Source organism: Bradyrhizobium sp. BRP20, from assembly GCF_020194215.1.
In the GTDB taxonomy this organism is placed as follows: Bacteria; Pseudomonadota; Alphaproteobacteria; order Rhizobiales; family Xanthobacteraceae; genus Bradyrhizobium; species Bradyrhizobium yuanmingense.
On record NZ_JADYVY010000011.1, the window covers coordinates 1 to 16201 of the forward strand.

Sequence of the window (16201 nt, forward strand, 5' to 3'; positions counted from 1 at the left end):
TAGCGCCGAGCGTCGTGGTGCCGCTCGCGGCCGTCGTACCGCCGGCGGTGCCGTTGTAGAGCACGTTGCTGCTCGCGGTCGCGCTGGCATAGGACGTCGTGCCGCGCAGGTCGGCCGCCGTCGCACCCGAGATGGTGGTGGAGACGTTGGACTTGGTGGAGTAGCCGACGGTGGTCTGCAGCGCCTGGTTGGCGATCGACTTGGCAGAGTCGATCAGCTTCTGCAGCGAGGTGATGCCGGTGTTGGCGGCCTGCAGCACCTGCACGCCGTTGGCGATGCCATCGAGCAGGTTGTTGATGTCGCTGGCGCGGTTGTCGAGCGACTGTGCGGTGAAGAAGTTGGTGGGATTGTCCAGTGCCGAGTTGACGCTCTTGCCGGTCGACAGACGGTTCTGCGTGGTGGCGAGGAGGTCAGCGGTGGACTGGAGAGAGAGCAGGTTCTGACGAACCGATGCGGAAAGAACGATACCGGACATGACTCTGTTACCTTTCTGGTAAACGACGCTACTGTTACACGTCTGCTTGGATCGCGATGGACCCAGCGACGGCGGACCGTGCCGCCGAGACCTCTAACGAAACATGAAATGAAACCCGCGCTTTTGCCCGGTCACACGTGATTCGGCCTCGGAAGCGACGCGCCTAGCAGCACCACCGCGCCAATCCTGTCCTTGAAAGCATTGAGCTTTTTGGCGGGGATGGCTCAAATTTACAGCTCGTTAACTAGTTGCGAGCGAGAATCACGTCCTGATAGGCCGCAACGAACGCTCGGTTACGAAAGCGTTGATGGAGAACAGGAATGGCCCTCAAGGTCGAGCTCAAACCGCACGAACGCATCATCGTCGGCAATTCCGTGATCACCAACACGGACCAGCGGGCCCGCCTCCTGATCGATGGCGAGAACGTGCCGATCCTGCGCGAGCGCGACATCCTCACGCCGGAGACCGCCGACACACCCGCCAAGCTCGTCTATCTGGCGGTCCAGCTCATGTACATCTCCCCGGATCCGCAGACCCAGCACGGCACCTATTTCAACCTGGTGCGGGACATCGTCACCGCGGTGCCGAGCTCCTGGCCGATCATCGAAGGCATCAACAACAACATCCTGAACGGCGACCTCTATCGGGCGCTGAAGGAAGCCCGCAAGCTGATCGCCTATGAAGAGAAGCTGCGCAACCAGTTCGAGGCCACTCATCCCAAGGCGGCAGCCGACAAGGACGACGTCAGCACCGCCGCCTGATACAGGCGTTCGCGCCAACGACAACGGCCCCGGATCGCCTCCGGGGCCGTTGTCGTTTCAGACGTTCGTCAAGTTATTGCGCTACGAGCGGTGGCGCGTCGACCTCGATCACTCCGCCGCTCCGCTGTCCACCGAACTGCAGCACGGCTGCGATCAGCGCATCGATGTCCGCCTCCTCGGTGCGGTGATTGACGATCGCGGCGCGGATCGCGAACTTTCCGTCCAGTGTCGTGCTCGATGGCGCAGCGATGCCGGACTCCTGGACGTCGGCGACGATCTCGCGATTGACCGCATCGCCGCTGCGATAGCGGAAGCAGACGATGTTGAGATTGACCGGTGCCAGCAATTCCAGCCGTGGTTCGGCCAGCACACGCGCCTCCAGATATTTGGCGAGCGCGCAGCTTCGTGCGATTGCCCGGCCCAGCCGGTCGGTGCCGAACGTCTTCAGCGTGAACCACGTCTTCAGCGCACGAAAGCCGCGCGACAGATCAGGGCCGAGATCGCAGGGCCAGACCGCGCCCGCCGCAAGCCCCCTCGCCTCGCGGCTCAGATAGGCCGCCGGCTGCGCGAAGGCCTGCCGATGCTGCTCGCCGTCGCGCACCAGCAGGAAGCCAGCGTCATACGGCACCTGCCCCCATTTGTGGAAGTCGAGTGCGATTGAATCCGCAAGCTCGATGCCGCCGAGCAGCGGCGCAAGCTCCGGCGACAGGATTGCGAGCGCACCGAAAGCGCCGTCGACGTGAAACCAGATTCCTTCCTCGCGGCACAACGCAGCGATCGCCCTGAGGTCGTCGATCGCCCCGATATCGACCGTACCGGCGGATGCGACCACTAGGAAAGGCTTGAAGCCGACCTCGCGATCGACGGCGATCTGTGCGCGCAATGCGGCAACGTCGATGCGATGATCGGCATCGACTGCGATCTTGCGCAGTGCATCGGTGCCGAGCCCGGCAATGTCCATCGCCCTCGAGATGCAGCCATGCGCTGCCTGCGACGTATAGGCCGTGAGCAGCGCACCGTCATTGCCGATGCCGTGCTGCCGCGCCAGCGTGCCGAGCGCGGTGGTGCGTGCCACCAGCACGGCCATCAGATTGGCCATCGACGTGCCCGTGACGAAGATGCCGCTTGCGCTCTCGGGAAAGAGGAACAGGCGGCTTATCCAGTCGACGATCTGGCGCTCCACCTCGATCGGCATGTGGTCGCGTCCGCCGAGATTGGCGTTGAGGCCGGCGGCGAGCATCTCTGCGAGCATGCCGACGACGGTGCCGCCGCCATGCACCCAGCCCATGAAGCCGGGATGGACGTTGCCGGTCGCATAGGGCGCAACATGCTCGGAGAATTCGCGATAGACCTCCGCGAGGTCGCTCGCCTCGCGCGGCACGTCCGCCCTGAAGGCCGCGCGCACGTCATCGGGAATCGGCCGCCAGACGGGGCGCGCCCGAACGTTGGCAATGCCGTCGATCGTCTCGTCCAGCATGCGGTGGGCCAGCGCGCGAAACTCGCTCCAGTCCTGCGGATCTAGCGGGGTATTCGCGACGGAGCTTTGCGTATTGCGGATGATCTCGTTCATGCTGCGCTCTCCGCGCCCGTCTTCGCATGCCGCAACAGCATCGCCGTGAACGCGGAAAAGATCTTGCGCATCTGCGGCGGCTTGTACGGAAACACGACCGGCGAATCCATGTTGTGCACGACGGCGGTGTTGTCGGCCTCGAACACAAGAAGCTCGCCGTTCGCGTTCTCGGCGCAATCGACGATGAAATAATCGAGGCCGACGCGCCGGCTCATCTCTTCGATCGCGTTTCTGTGGCGCTCGCCGAAAGCATGATCGAAGTCGCGCATGAAGACGGCTTCTTCGGCCCGCTTCTCCTCGCTGAAGGCCATGTAGGCGTTGAGATACCAGATGTCCCAACGGTCGGCGATCGCCATGTGGCACGCGTACGGCTTGCCGTCGACCATGGCGAGGCGATATTTGCGGTAGAGCCCGTCGGGGCTCACATAATCGACGAAGCGTGCGACGAAGAAGTCCTGCTCTTTCCGTTCGGCGAGATAGGCCGCCAGAGCCGCCGCATCGTCGAGCTTCGCGAGCCCGACGCCGGCATGCGAGCCGCGCGGCCGTGCGATCATCGGAAAGTGCAATTCGCCTGCGATGTCCTCGCATGCGATCCGCGCCTGCGCGAGGTCCGACAATTGCGCGCGCGTTGCGTGGATGGTCGCGGGAATGTCGAGGCCGGGCACATCCGTCAGCAGCCGATACAGCTTGTCACGATCGAGATTGCCGATGCGATCGGGGCGATTGAGCAGCGGCCGCGGCCAGTGCGGCGCGGCCTCATCGATCAGCGCGAGCGCCTCACGGCATTCCTCGGAATCGGACGCGACCACGATGGCCACGTCGTGCTCCGGCAAGGTCTCGGGCAACCCGACGCCCCTGATCACATAGAGCGTCAACAGCTCGACATCGGAGCCTTCGAGCAGGAAATCGATCGGCGTGTTGCCGCCCATGTCGATGTCGGCTGCAAGCGCGAGCAGGCGCAAGCCCGGCTTCGGGCCTGCGCCGGGCGTTCGGAACAATTGATGGAAGGCCAGCACCTCGGACTGGATCGCAAGCCCCCGATCCTTGTCACCCAGCAGCTGGGTGATCAACGACAGGTCCAGCCCCTCACCCGCCAGCGCGGTCCCCGCCGCGATGCGCGCGACGAGATGATCGCGCAACGGATGCAGATCGACGCCTTCGAAGGCCCGGCGCGTCAGCTGCGCAAAGCCGATGCGGTCGGCATAGTTCGCCGCGGTCAGGCCGATCGGCGCGGAAACCGGATGCTGCATCTCACACCTCGAACGCGGACTTTACCGGCACGGCCGCCGCTGCGCCACCGGCGAGCAGCAGCTCGATCTTCACCAGGACGTGGGCGATCTGGTCGAGAAGGTGCTGCACGTTGCGCTGCGCCTCCGCCCTGTCCGGCGACCAGGCCTCAGTCACGAGCCGCGCGCCGACGCAGAAGCGCAGCACGGCCTGCGGCGTCTCGCCCTGCCGCTCCAGCCGCACCGGCTGGCCGATCAGGCAGCGCTGCGCGGCGACCTGACGGTCCTCCGTGCTGCCGTTGATCTCTTGGCTGACGTCACGCGCCAACGCGCGATGAACAGAAGCGGTCTCGGCAACACAAACCGGCTTGCCGTCGCGCAGCAGCGTGAACGGAAAGATGGTCGATTGCGCGAATTCCTCGTCGTCGATGCCGGCCACGTGGGTCGCGGCCGAAACAGCGTGCAACGACGGCGACAATGCGATCATGCTGTCGATGCCGGCAGCGAGCTCGGCGAGCATCTTGGCGCGGAAGGCCCCGGGCACGCCGTAGTAACTGCCGATCTCGGCCAGCGCCGCCTCCCAGCGCAGCCATTGACCGAAATTCGGACGGCGCTCGAAGCGCGAACGCAGCGCCGTCCAGGCCATCGGCCAATCGCAGCGGCCGGCGTAGTCACGGATTCCAGATGCGATCCCCTCGACGCGATCGAGCGACCGCGACAGGCCATTCGGCACCAGCAGTGCGCCGCTGAAGGCAGGTCCGCCGAAGAATTTGGAGCCGGTGATCAGCACCATATAGCCGCGGTCGAGATAGGAGCGCAGCCGGCGGCGGCCGAGCCGGGCCTGGCAGGCGTCGACGACGATCTGGACCTTGCGCGGCCAGCGCCGCGCGATCTCGTCGAGGCAGGCCGCGCTCGGCGCACGCCATCCGAGCTTCGAGGAATCCATGATCTGGAGCAGCACGGGCGCGCCTTGCGCGATCGTGGCCTCGACCGCATGCAGCACCGCTTCATCGGCATCCGTGCGCATCGCGATCCCGGTCCCCGGCGCGCGCAACGGCAGCGAGATGCTGGCGCCGGCCAGCCCCGCGACCGCGCCGTCCTTGCGAACCGCAAAGCCGCTCGCGGTCAGGGTGCTGAAATGATGTCCACGCGCGGTATGGGCCGTGCCGCTGCCGGTCTGGTCGGCGCCGACCACGATCGTCACCGGCCGCGCGCCGAGCATCGTGCGCGCCAGGAACAGGGCATGGAGCTGGGAGTCCGTGCCGGACGGCGAGAACACCACGTCGACGCGCGGCGAGAGCTGGAGATGACCGCGCAGCTCGTCGCGCATATCTTCGCAGCGTGCATCGAAAGCGAGCTCGACCTCGTCGAGCAGGCACTTGTGCATCAGCTCTTCACGCGCCAGCGCGGCGCGGTCATAGGCCGCCTGCGAGATCGTCGAGGCGGTCGAGGAGGCGAAATTCCACACCTCCGGCTCCGGCGAAGCCGGGCAGCCATAGGCGTTGGCGCGGCCGGTGGGATCGAGCGCCAGGCGCGGATCTCCGCCGGAAACGAGCAGCGTGTCGAGCGGCGTGAAGAGGTCGCGCAGGCGATAACGCGAGCCGCCGTCGGCGGCGCGTTGCATCTCGGGCCGAGGGGATGGGCCGCCGCTCATCCCGAAAGGCTCACGCCGCGGCATCGGCCGCCGCTGCAGGCACGGCTGCGAATTGCGAGGCGATGTCGCCGTGGAACACCGACGGCCCGACGTGGTCGAGCGGGCTCTGAATGTCGGCCCAGATCTCGCCGCCGATATCGGTCCAGCGCTTGCAGAAGGCGAAGTCCTCGGACAGATAGGTGCCGGTCGCCGGATCGATCATGCATTCGAACAGCGCGAACCGGTTCCGGCTCGCCGCCAGCGCATCATGGGAATGTTCGCGGAAGAACTGGAGGTTCGCGTAGTCGGGGTGGCGGCACATCGCCTCCAGCACGTGACGCCGGATCATCAGGAAGCCGGTGCCTGCATAGCGCACGCGGGTGAATCCGTTGACCACCACGATGCGGTCGGGGTCCTCGATCTCGAGCACGTAGTCGAGCGAGGCGGCCGGCACGTCGGCCCGCCCCGACTGGATCGCCCGCGCTGCCTTGTCCCAGTTGACCCGCTTGATCGGATAGCAGCCGGCGACGACGTCCGCGCCGCATTCGATCAGGCGGAACACCTGCTCCGGCTTGAAGCCGATATCGGCATCGATGAACAGGAAATGCGTCGCCTTCGGATCGTCCAGGAACATCGCGGCCAGGTTGGCCCGCGCACGTGTGATCAGCGCGTCGCCGTCGCGCAAGAGAACCTTGAGCTCGAGATTGGACATGCCGTGCACGGCCCGCTGCAACGCGAAGATCGAGCTCGCATAGATGCTCGACACCTGCCCGCCGAAGCAAGGCGTCGCCACCACCAGCTGCAACTTGTCCGACATCGACCGCTCCGCCCCCGCTTGCAATCCTCACCAAGAGGTAAACAGGCATGGTTAACGGCGTCTTAACGCTTCCTTACAGGAACTTGACGAGCGAGAGCTGCGCCAGGTTCGACGTCACCTGGTAGGACGCCTGCAAGGCGTTCTGCAGCGCCAGGATCTCGCTCGCGACCTGGTCGGGCGAAGCCGATTCCGCCTGGTCAATGATGGTCTGGAGCTGCGCCTTGGCCTGGGTCTGGCGCGTGCTCGCGTCCTTCATCGTGTTCTGGGCCATCGCGATGTCGGTCTGGATGTCCTCGATGCGCTGCTGTCCGGGCTGCTGGGTCAGCGCCTGGGTCACCCGCAGGCTCAGCGCCGAGACCTGCCCGCCCGAATATTGCCCGGTCGGCGAGGTCGAGAAGGTGCCGAACACCGCGATCGCCTGCAATTGGCGGCGGATCGCATCCTCGTTCGCCTGGGCGCCGTACTGCACCGTCACGGCATCGTCGACCCGCGCCATGGCCGTCGAGCGCGGCGAGCCCGGCCCGTCATTGCCAAGGTACCACTTCACGGAGGTGGCCGAGCCGTTCACCAGCGTGGTCGCCGAGCTCGCAGGCGAGGAGCCGACGCGCAGCGGCGGCTGCGTGGCGGTCACCGGCGTCGAGCTGAACCCGAGCGCGCTCAGCGCGCCGGTGTTCGACGTCGTGATGTTGAGGCTCGCCGCATCGTCGGTGTTGATCGTGATCGAGCCGCCATGGACCGTCGAAGGCTTCGAGCTCCCGGTGATCGCGTCGACTTTGCTCAGCAGGGTCTGGATGCTGTCGGTGACATTGAGCTGGTTGCCGGTCGCGCCCGAGGCCACGAAGGTCAGCGTGGTCCCTTTGACGGTGATGGTATCGCCCGCGACGAAGCCCGGCGAGATCGAGTCCGAGGGGCTCGCGCCCGACAGCGCCGTCGCGCCGGTGACCGGGGCCGCCGGCGCCGCCTGGTTGTTGACGGGGGTGCCGATCGCGGAGCTCGCGGTGTTGAAGAAGTTGTCGCCCGCAACGATCGCCGATGCCGCCACCAGCGAGGTGTTGGCGAGCTTCTGAATCGCGGTGTTCAGCGCCGTGTTGAGATTCGCAGCGGTATTGTTCGGGTTGACGGGCGTGCTCGCATCGATCGCGAAGCTGCCGAGCGGCGTCGGCGTCGCCGAGGACGCCGTCAGGTCGATCTGCTCGGTCGTGCCGTCCGGCAGGGTGAACTGAATGCTGAGCTTGTCGCCGTTGTTCGGATTGACGCCGTTGAGATCGACCGAGAATGACACCGGCGAGCCGCTCGGGCCGGTGACGGTCGCCCCGGTCAGCGTCGAGGACACCGCCTTGATCTTGAGGCCGAACGGCGATCCGGCGACGTCCTCCGACACCTGCACGGAGCTCGCCGTCGGCTGCGTCTGCACCAGGCGGCCCATGCCGCTGGCCCCTAAGTCCGCGGCCTGGCGCTCGGCCATGACGGTCTTGAAGCCGGCCTGCGTCGTGGTGCCGTTGATGATGTCGCCGGCATCGGCGACCGACTGGGTATTGACGGCCGTTCCGGAGAACAGATAGCGGCTGCCGGTCTGCGTGTTGAGGACACCGACCATCGAGCCGAACTGGGCGGCGGCGGTGTTCTGGGCAATCGTCTGGCCGTTGACGTTGAGGTCCTGCGCGGTAGAGGCCGAGCCGGTCTGCACCGTGCTGCGGATCTTGGTCAGCGATTGCAGCGCGGTGTTGGCGAGGTTGATGCTGACATTGACGTTGGTGATCGTGTCGGTATAGCCGGCGATGTTGGAGAGCTGCGCGCGGCCGGCGATCGCAAAGCCCTCGTTCGTCCCCATGCCGGAATAGTTCTGCGACAGCTTGCCGGTCGCAAGCTGCGTCGACAAGTCGGTGAGCTGCTGATTGATGTTGCGGATCTGCGCGCCGAGGATCGACGAAGAATAGTTGATGCTGCTGATCGCCATCTTTCGAAGCCCTGTTACTGTTTACAATTGAGCCTGGATCAACGTGTTCATCATGGTCTGCACCACCGACATGACATGGGCGTTGGCGGCATAGGCATTCTGAAGCTGGATCAGGTTCGACATCTCCGAGTCCAGGTTGACCTTGGAGGTCGAGTCGAACTTGGCCTGGAGCGTCGAGACCACGACGCTCTGGCCTTGCTGAAGCTGGGTCGCCTGGGTCGCGGCGTTGGCCTGCACGCTCAGGAACTGCTGGAGAAAGTTCGAGACGCTGCCGGTGAAGGGCTGGCTAGCCGAGCCGAGGCCGCTCTGCGGCGAATAGGAAAACACTGCACTGGTGAGCTGCGAGTAGAGATAGTCCGAACGCGTGGTGTCGCCTGCGGGCGTCACCGGCGAGGTATTGTAGACCGACATCCGGGTCGGATCGGTCACGAGCTGCGTGTTCACGGCGATGCGCCCGGCAAGACCGGTCATCTGCGAGCCCGACGCCGTGATCGCGCCGGTGTAGAGCGCCTGCCCGCCGTCGGTGAACAGCGGCAGCTGCGGATTGCCCGAGGTCAACGATGAAATCGTCTTGGTGGTCGAGGCCGAACCGACCTTGGCAAGCCCGGTGTTGTCGTCGGTCACCCGCAGCGTCGTGGCGGTCGCCGGCGACGGGGCGGCGGAGAACGACAGATGCGTGCCCGACAGCGCGGTGTTCAGCGCAGAGGCGATCGCGCCCATGCCGCCAGCGAAGTCGACGCCGATTCGCATCGGGTTGGCGTTGGTCGCGTTCTGGAGCGGCAGCGCGGCTGGGTCGGTCACGTTGACGAGCGTGATCTGGCGCTGCGTGTTGGTCGCCGTGTCCGTATAGGTGATGTTGACCGTGTTGCCCGGCAGCGCACCGGCGAGCTCGAGATCGAAGCCGGCCGGCGGGCCGGTGACCGTACTGCCCGCCGTGGTCTTATCGGACAGCGCGCTCGCCATCGTGGCGGCGAGCTGGTCGATCTGGTTCTGCGCCTGCACCAAAATGTCGTCGCGCAGCTTCAGGTCGGCCGCGATCTGGCCGGACGACACCACGTTGTTGGCGACGACGTCGACTTGCGAACCGTTCGGCAGCTTGATGTTGAACGCGCCGACGCCGGACTTGGCCGGGTCGATGTTGTAGAGCGACGTTGCCGACAGCGCGCCGGCGGAGGCAAAGGAGAATTCGGAGGCGAGCCCGGCGCCGACCAGCTGAATGCCGGTCGTGGTGTAGATGTTGGCCTGGTTCGAATTGTCGGTGGTGACGCGGATGTCGACATATTTCGACAGCGTGTTGATGGCTTGGTCGCGCTGGTCCATCAGCGTTGCAGCCGAAGGATCGTTGGCCGACAGGCCCTGGAGCCTGGTGTTGATGTCGGCGATCTGCTTCATGGCCGCATTGGCGGCCTGCGCCGAATTGCCGAGATCCTGTTCGACGTTGGAGCGCAGCGACTGGATGCCCTTGGTGGTGACGTTGAGCTGCGTCGCGAGCGCCTGGGCCGCCCCGAGCGCGACGGTCTGCGCCGACGACGCACCCGAGCTGGTCGACAGCGCCTGCAGCGCCGTGGTGAACTTGTTCAGCGCGCTTTCGAGCGTGCCGGAATTGCCGGGCGTGCCGTAGACATTCTGAAGCTGCTTCAGGATATTGGCCATCTGGTCGGCGTAGCCGCCGCCGCCGGTCTCGGTCCGTAGCTGGTTCTGCACGTAGGTGTCGAGCAGGCGGCTGACGCCGGTCGTCATCGCCGTCGCGCCGAACTCGCCGGTGGTGACCTCGATCTGGTTCGGCGTCTGGACGACGTAACCCGGCGTCTGCGCATTGGCGACGTTCGAGGAGACGATCGAGAGCGCGGCCTGGTTGGCACGCAGACCGCTCATCGCACTGGCGAGGGCTGAACTCAAACCCATATCACTGGCCCGCCTTTGTTACGTCACGCGCCGATCAGCGCAACACGTTGAGGAGATCCTGCACCATCGAGTTTGCCGTCGTGATCACCTTGGTGTTGGCCGAATAGGCCTGCTGGGTCACGATCAGCTTGGTGAATTCGTCGGCGATGTCGGTGTTGGATCCCTCCAGCGACGAGCCGCTGATGGTGCCCGAAGCGCCGTCGATGGCGTCACCCGATTGTTCGGTCGCGGCATAGGCGCCGCCGTCCATCGCCTTCAGATAATTGGTGCCGTTGAAATGCGACAGCTGCACCTGCGCGAGGTTGAGGTTCTGGCCGTTGGAGAAGGTGCCGACCACCACGCCGTTGTTGTTGACGGCGACCGATCGGAGCTGACCGGCGGCGTAGCCGTTCTGGGTGATGGTGTTGATCGTCACCGCGCCGCTGGTGCTGGCATATTGCGTCAGGCCTCCGGAGGAGATGTTGAAGGCGACGGAGCCAAGCGACTGGCCGCTGACGGTGACGTTGTTGATGGTGATGCCCGAGCCGCTCGGCGAGGTCAGCGAGCCGTCGGCGGCAAAGGTGAAGGTCTGGCCGGTATTGACCCATCCGACCGTCGTGCCGGTCGCGTTCGGGTCGGTCTGGTAGAACAGGTTCCAGCTGTCGGAATGACCCGCGCCCAGCGAGGCACTGTCGGTCTTGGCCCAGCGCAATTGCAGGTTCACCGGCGTACCGGCGGCGTTGTAGGCGGTCACCGCGCCGCCGCTGATCGATTCCTTGGTGAAGGTGGCGATGTCGTTGCCGATCACGCCGCCGGTGCCGGCCGTGCCGCCACCCTCGCGATTCCTGGTGATGGTCGAGGTGAAGCCGAGCGCGGAGAAGGCCGCGCTGTTGGAGCTGGAGACCGTCAGGTTGGAGACGGTGCCGGTGTTCAGCGTGATCACGCCGCCGCTGCTGACCGACGATCCCGAGGCGCCGGAGAGCGCATCGATCTTGCCGAGCAGGGTCGTGACGTTGTCGGTGACGTTGATCTGGTTCGCACCCGAGGCGCCCGAGGCCATGAAGGTCAGTGTCTGACCGTTGACGGTGATGGTGTCGCCGGGGGAAAAGCCCGACGTGAGCACCTGGGCACCGCCGGCGGTGGCCGAGCCGCTCAGCACCGTCGCGCCGGAGATTGCAGGCGAGGACAGCACGTTGCCGCCACGCGTCACGCTGCTGATGCCGAGCGCGGTGGCGGCCGTGCCGCTGCCGATCGCGACGTCGGTGCCGGTGCCGGTCGCGATCTGGATATTGCCGCTGACCGAGAGCGAAGCGGTGACGCCGGCACCGCCGGCCGTCTGGATCGCGTTCAGGATGTCGGCCACCGTCGCCGTCGTGCCCGCACCGAGACCGATCGTGGTGTTGCTGCCGACGGTCGAGACCGTGGTGCCGCCGTTGAAGGTGATGGTGTTGCCGTTGATTGTCAGCGTCTGGCCGCTCAGCGCGGTGAGGATGCTGGAGGCCAGATGCGTGCCGGCGGTATTGTCGAGCGACGTGGTCGTCGAGGCGACCGCCGAAGAATTGTTCTGGAGCGCAACCGTGCCGGTGGCCGTCGTTGACGAATAAGCCGAGCGGATGTTGCCGGTTGCGGCCGCGCCCGAGACGGTCGCGTTGGCATAGGGCGCCGGCGGCGTGCCGACCGGCAGCGGGTTGGCGGCGAAATCGGACGGGTTCAGGCCGCCGGCGGCGAGCAAGGTGCCGGTCGATGCCGTGGTTTTCGCCACCGTGTTGGGCTGGGTCGGCAGGTTCGCCGCGTACTGGATCGAGGTCGTCGCCTGCGCCGGAATGAAGTTGTTCTGGAATTGCAGGACGTTCGCCACGCTGCCGGTCGGGTTGCCGGTCTTCGGGTCGACGGTGACGCCCATCAAATAATAGCCGGCGCCGTTGACCAGGTTGCCGTTGGCATTGAGCTGGAAGTCGCCGCGCCGCGTATAGTAGGTCACCCCGGTGAAGACAGGCACGTTGTCAACGACGCCGCTCGCCTTCTGGATCGAGAAGAAGCCGTCGCCGGTGATCGCCATGTTGGTGGCGACGCTGGAGGACGAGATCGTGCCCTGCGTCGTGATGGTAGCCTTGGCGTTGGCCTGCACGCCGCCTGCCACCTGCTTGCTCGGGACCGAGGAGTCCGGAATGAGGTCGACGAAGCTGGTGCCGATGCCCTTGTAACCGGTGGTGGATGAGTTCGCGATGTTGCCGGAAATGTTCTGCAGCGCGAAGGACTGCGCCTGCAGGCCACCCACCGAGGTGTTCATTGCATCGAAGATACCCATAACTTTGTCTCCAAATCCGATCTCGGCGGCCGGTCGACCATGGCCGCAATCGGAAAGAGACGTCGCAAGGCCTATGCCAACACGGATATCTTCAGGAAATCAATGACTTAATGAAAAAGCCCCGGTCTCACGACCGGGGCACATTTGCCGGGACCGGCAACAATTGCCGGGGCATCCTGTCGTTAGAGGGCGGTGCGAAGCATCGAATCCAAGTGCGCAATTGCGCACCTGAGAACCTCGAGATTCCCGGTTCGGCCCTGCGGACCGCCCCGGAATGACAGGGAGAAAGATCCTACGTCGCCGACGCCGCCGCGGGGTGGAAGACCAAGCCGAAACCGTCGATGCAATAGCGCAATCCGGTTGGCTTCGGGCCGTCGTCGAAGACATGGCCGAGATGGCCGCCGCAGCGCCGGCAATGCACCTCGGTGCGGACCATGCCGTAGCTGCGGTCCTCGGTCTTGCCGACATTGCCTTCGATCGGCGCATAGAAGCTCGGCCAGCCCGTGCCGCTCTCGAACTTGGTCTCCGACGTAAACAGCGGCAGGTCGCAGCCGGCGCAGGCGAAGATGCCCTTGCGCTTCTCCTTCAGCAGCGGGCTGGAGCCGGGCCGCTCGGTGCCGTGATTGCGCAGGATCTCATATTGCTGCGGCGTGAGCTGGGCGCGCCATTCGGCTTCCGTCTTGGTGATCTCGAACTTTTGCGCGGCCTTCTCGCCGGCCTCGGCAGGTGTTCCTCTCAGCCAGCGCAAGGCGGAAAGGCCGAACAGGCCGGCGACAGTCGTGAGCAGGATGCGGCGGTCAAGCATGTCATTCTCCGTGCGCGGGAAGTCCACGCCCTGAGATACGGGCTTCTGCCGGCCGAAGTTACACGTCGGAGCGGAATTTCGCTCAACTTATTGCGAGACGCGGTCCTCGTGCACGACCGGTTCCGCAGCGCCGACCGCGGCTTTCGGCGGTGGCGCCGGCCGGGGTCGCACGCCGGGCGGCGCTCGGCGCGGACCGGTGCCGGCGGCGCGGTTGGCTTCGGCGAGGCGGGCCTCGCGTTGCCTGTCCTTGACCCTCGCGCGCTCGCGATAGCGGGCGAGCGCACCTGCGGCGGCGGAGCTCGCCCTGCCCCAGATCCCGACCAGCTGGCCGGCGACGCGCCCCGTGGCGCCGCCCGCCCAGACCAGTTCGAACGGCGAGAACAGCTTCCAGCGCTCATCGCCCCGCAAAATGCTGCGCGCGATCATCTGTCCGGCCATGGCGGAGGTGTTCATGCCCTGGCGGCCGAACCCGCTCGCCACCCACAAGCCTTTGCGCAGCTGGCCGATCTGCGGCATGCCGTGCACGGTCTGGCCGGTGGCGCCGCCGAAGATGTCGGTGATATCGACATTGCCGAGCTCGGGAAAGATCGTCCGGATCCGCCGCTTGATGGCGCCGGCGAAGCGCTGCGGACGCGCGGCCCAGGTGGTCTCCGGGCTCTCCCACATCAGCCGGTCGCCGTCGACAAGCCGGAAATGATCGACACCGTCGGAATCCATCACCGATCCCTTGAAGGCGATGATCTCGTGCAGGCGCTCGCCGAGCGGCGCGGTCACGCCGGCATAGCGCCAGACCGGCAGCAACGTCTCCGACAGGCGCTTGGAGGGGGCGCCGAGATGAATGTTGCCGGCGAGCACGATGTGGCTCGCCCGCAGCCGCGCCGAGGGCGTGACGATGCGCTTGCGGATGCCGGAATGATCGATGCTGACGACCGGCGTGTCCTCGAAGATGCGGGCGCCTGCCCGCCGTGCCAGCGCCGCAAGGCCGTGCACGTATTTCCGGCCGTCGACCTGGAACGCTTTCGGATAATACACGCCGTGGAAGTAATGATCGGTCTTGAGCGCCTCGCGCACGCGATCGACCTGCCAGCCTTCGACCTCGGTATCGAAATCCTCGTTCAGCATCTGCAGCTGGCTGATCAGCCGGTCGCCGGCATCGACGTTGGAGACCTCCAGCACGCCGTCGCTGACGCCGATCCCCGGCATGCTCTCTTCGCTGGCGTTGGCCCGGACGAACTCGGCGCCCTGCTTCGACAGGGTCCACAATTCGCGGGCGTCCTCCAAGCCGATGCGCTCGATCAGGTCCGTGAGCGGCAGCGCAAAGCCCGGCATCACGGTGCCGAGCTGGTTGCCGGAGGCGTTCCAGCCGATATGCCGACCCTCGAGCACCGCGACGCTGGCCCCGAGCCGGGCCCCCTCCAGCGCCACGGTAAGCCCGGCCAGGCCCGCCCCGATCACACAAATGTCGGCATCGAGATCGAACGACAGCCGCACGCGGTCGCGAAAGCCGGCTTCTTCCTGGGACACGCTTGTGAAAGTCTCGCTCATGCAGTTTTCTTAGAGGACTGTGCGGGCCCTTGTCACCTTGTCCTCAACCGGCGCCTGTAGATTATCCTGGACGTGGAACGATTCGAGAATGCCATGCGCCGTTTGATGCTGCTGCGTCACGCCAAGACCGAGACCGACGCACCGAGCGGCCGTGACCAGGACCGCCGGCTCGACGACCGCGGCCACAAGGATGCCGCGCGGATGGGAGACTGGATCGCGGCCCATCCGCCCTTCCCCGATACCGTATTGGTCTCCCACGCCGTGCGGGCCCGTCAGACCTGGGACATCGCCTGGGAGGCGATGAAGGACCGCGTCCCGGCGCCGCAGGTCGAGGTCCTGCCGGAACTCTATGGCGCCGATCCCGCGCAGATCCTGGACACCATTCGCACCGCAACCGCCCCGGCCGATCCGAAGCGGCTGCTGCTGATCGGCCACAATCCCGGCATGCACGAGGTCGCGCTCATGCTGATCGGCGGCGGCGATCCCGATGGCGCCAAGACCCTCGGCGACAACCTGCCCACAGCGGGGCTTGCGATCTTCGACTTTGACGTCAAGGATTGGGATGACGTGGCCTACCGCCGCGGCAAGCTGGTGCTGTTCGTCAGCCCCAAGCTGCTTCGATCGGGCTAGACGCGCGGGCGCCGTCTCGACCGGTTGGTTCAGCCTGGTTCACAGGGAGGCGCAGATGTTCAAGTCCATCCTCGTGCCCATCGATCTCGCCGACACCGATCTCGCCAAGCCGGCGATCGCGACCGCGGCGACTTTGTCGCAGACCTGGAGCGGCACCGTGCGCCTGCTCAACGTGCTGCCGATGACGCCGGTGATGCTGGCCGAGTACGTCCCGGCCGATTTCGACGAGCAGCAGCGCCAGACCTCGGAAGAGGCCCTCGCCATCGTCGCGCGCGAATCCGGCATCGAGCCGTCCCGCATCTCCAGCGTGGTGCGCCAGGGCGGCATCTATCACGAGATCCTGGAGGAAGCCGTGCACGTGAAGGCCGATTTGATCGTGATGACCTCGCATCGGCCGGCGATGCGCACCTATTTCCTCGGCTCCAATGCCGGCCACGTCGTGCGCTACGCCAAGTGCTCGGTGCTGGTGGTGAGGCATTGAAGGGCAGCAGACTCCGTCATTGCGAGCGAAGCGAAGCAATCCAGACTCTTTCCGCGGCAACAGCCTGGATTGCTTCGCTGCGCTCGCAATGACGTAGAGGCAGCTGCGT

General features: G+C 65.8%; 12 protein-coding genes and 1 pseudogene. 3 read left to right on the forward strand and 10 right to left on the reverse strand.

Features of this window, described 5'->3' with window-relative positions; translation table 11 throughout:
* A pseudogene (locus I6F33_RS24170) lies at window positions 1-475 on the reverse strand (flagellin); the annotation flags it as partial.
* A 320-nt stretch (window positions 476-795) separates the two neighbouring features.
* Here I6F33_RS24170 and flbT point away from each other — a divergent pair.
* On the forward strand, window positions 796-1236 hold the full coding sequence (gene flbT, locus I6F33_RS24175) for a flagellar biosynthesis repressor FlbT (protein WP_036015664.1): 441 nt from the start codon (window positions 796-798) through the stop codon (window positions 1234-1236).
* 73 nt (window positions 1237-1309) lie between these two features.
* Here the strand turns inward: flbT and I6F33_RS24180 are convergent, their stop codons facing one another.
* The 9 genes from I6F33_RS24180 to I6F33_RS24220 all read right to left on the reverse strand — a co-directional run bounded on the left by I6F33_RS24180 (window position 1310) and on the right by I6F33_RS24220 (window position 14981).
* Entirely contained in the window at window positions 1310-2806 is a 1497-nt protein-coding gene (locus tag I6F33_RS24180) for an aspartate aminotransferase family protein (RefSeq protein WP_225144328.1), read from the reverse strand.
* On the reverse strand, window positions 2803-4056 hold the full coding sequence (locus I6F33_RS24185; protein ID WP_225144329.1) for a RimK family alpha-L-glutamate ligase: 1254 nt from the start codon (window positions 4054-4056) through the stop codon (window positions 2803-2805). The genes I6F33_RS24180 and I6F33_RS24185 overlap by 4 nt, the downstream gene beginning before the upstream one ends.
* Before the next feature lies 1 nt (window position 4057).
* Window positions 4058-5686 (reverse strand): hypothetical protein, encoded by a 1629-nt coding sequence (locus I6F33_RS24190; protein WP_225144330.1) that lies wholly within the window; start codon window positions 5684-5686, stop codon window positions 4058-4060.
* 10 nt (window positions 5687-5696) lie between these two features.
* On the reverse strand, window positions 5697-6482 hold the full coding sequence (locus I6F33_RS24195; RefSeq protein WP_225144331.1) for a hypothetical protein: 786 nt from the start codon (window positions 6480-6482) through the stop codon (window positions 5697-5699).
* A 73-nt stretch (window positions 6483-6555) separates the two neighbouring features.
* On the reverse strand, window positions 6556-8439 hold the full coding sequence (locus I6F33_RS24200; protein ID WP_225144332.1) for a flagellar protein: 1884 nt from the start codon (window positions 8437-8439) through the stop codon (window positions 6556-6558).
* A 21-nt stretch (window positions 8440-8460) separates the two neighbouring features.
* Window positions 8461-10344 carry a flagellar hook-associated protein FlgK gene (gene flgK / locus I6F33_RS24205; RefSeq protein WP_225144333.1) on the reverse strand — a complete coding sequence of 628 codons (1884 nt, stop codon included), beginning with the start codon at window positions 10342-10344 and terminating at the stop codon, window positions 8461-8463.
* Between the two features lie 34 nt (window positions 10345-10378).
* A complete protein-coding gene (locus I6F33_RS24210) occupies window positions 10379-12631 on the reverse strand; it encodes a flagellar hook-basal body complex protein (RefSeq protein ID WP_225129429.1) in 2253 nt (750 codons plus the stop codon).
* A 292-nt stretch (window positions 12632-12923) separates the two neighbouring features.
* Window positions 12924-13436, reverse strand: a complete 513-nt coding sequence (msrB, locus tag I6F33_RS24215; RefSeq protein WP_036015643.1) for a peptide-methionine (R)-S-oxide reductase MsrB — start codon at window positions 13434-13436, stop codon at window positions 12924-12926.
* Window positions 13437-13523: 87 nt separating this feature from the next.
* Window positions 13524-14981, reverse strand: coding sequence for an FAD-binding oxidoreductase (locus I6F33_RS24220; RefSeq protein ID WP_225144334.1), 1458 nt, complete (start codon window positions 14979-14981; stop codon window positions 13524-13526).
* 93 nt (window positions 14982-15074) lie between these two features.
* Between I6F33_RS24220 and I6F33_RS24225 the strand changes: the two genes are divergently transcribed.
* Window positions 15075-15611, forward strand: a complete 537-nt coding sequence (locus tag I6F33_RS24225; protein ID WP_036015636.1) for a histidine phosphatase family protein — start codon at window positions 15075-15077, stop codon at window positions 15609-15611.
* A gap of 55 nt (window positions 15612-15666) precedes the next feature.
* On the forward strand, window positions 15667-16092 hold the full coding sequence (locus I6F33_RS24230; RefSeq protein WP_036015633.1) for a universal stress protein: 426 nt from the start codon (window positions 15667-15669) through the stop codon (window positions 16090-16092).
* The last annotated feature ends 109 nt before the right edge of the window (window positions 16093-16201 follow it).

Coding starts and splice junctions, on each gene's coding strand:
- flbT (WP_036015664.1), top strand. CDS start 796: ATGGCCCTCAAGGTCGAGCTCAAACCGCACGAACGCATCATCGTCGGC.
- I6F33_RS24180 (WP_225144328.1), bottom strand. CDS start 2,806: ATGAACGAGATCATCCGCAATACGCAAAGCTCCGTCGCGAATACCCCG.
- I6F33_RS24185 (WP_225144329.1), bottom strand. CDS start 4,056: ATGCAGCATCCGGTTTCCGCGCCGATCGGCCTGACCGCGGCGAACTAT.
- I6F33_RS24190 (WP_225144330.1), bottom strand. CDS start 5,686: ATGAGCGGCGGCCCATCCCCTCGGCCCGAGATGCAACGCGCCGCCGAC.
- I6F33_RS24195 (WP_225144331.1), bottom strand. CDS start 6,482: ATGTCGGACAAGTTGCAGCTGGTGGTGGCGACGCCTTGCTTCGGCGGG.
- I6F33_RS24200 (WP_225144332.1), bottom strand. CDS start 8,439: ATGGCGATCAGCAGCATCAACTATTCTTCGTCGATCCTCGGCGCGCAG.
- flgK (WP_225144333.1), bottom strand. CDS start 10,344: ATGGGTTTGAGTTCAGCCCTCGCCAGTGCGATGAGCGGTCTGCGTGCC.
- I6F33_RS24210 (WP_225129429.1), bottom strand. CDS start 12,631: ATGGGTATCTTCGATGCAATGAACACCTCGGTGGGTGGCCTGCAGGCG.
- msrB (WP_036015643.1), bottom strand. CDS start 13,436: ATGCTTGACCGCCGCATCCTGCTCACGACTGTCGCCGGCCTGTTCGGC.
- I6F33_RS24220 (WP_225144334.1), bottom strand. CDS start 14,981: ATGAGCGAGACTTTCACAAGCGTGTCCCAGGAAGAAGCCGGCTTTCGC.
- I6F33_RS24225 (WP_036015636.1), top strand. CDS start 15,075: ATGCGCCGTTTGATGCTGCTGCGTCACGCCAAGACCGAGACCGACGCA.
- I6F33_RS24230 (WP_036015633.1), top strand. CDS start 15,667: ATGTTCAAGTCCATCCTCGTGCCCATCGATCTCGCCGACACCGATCTC.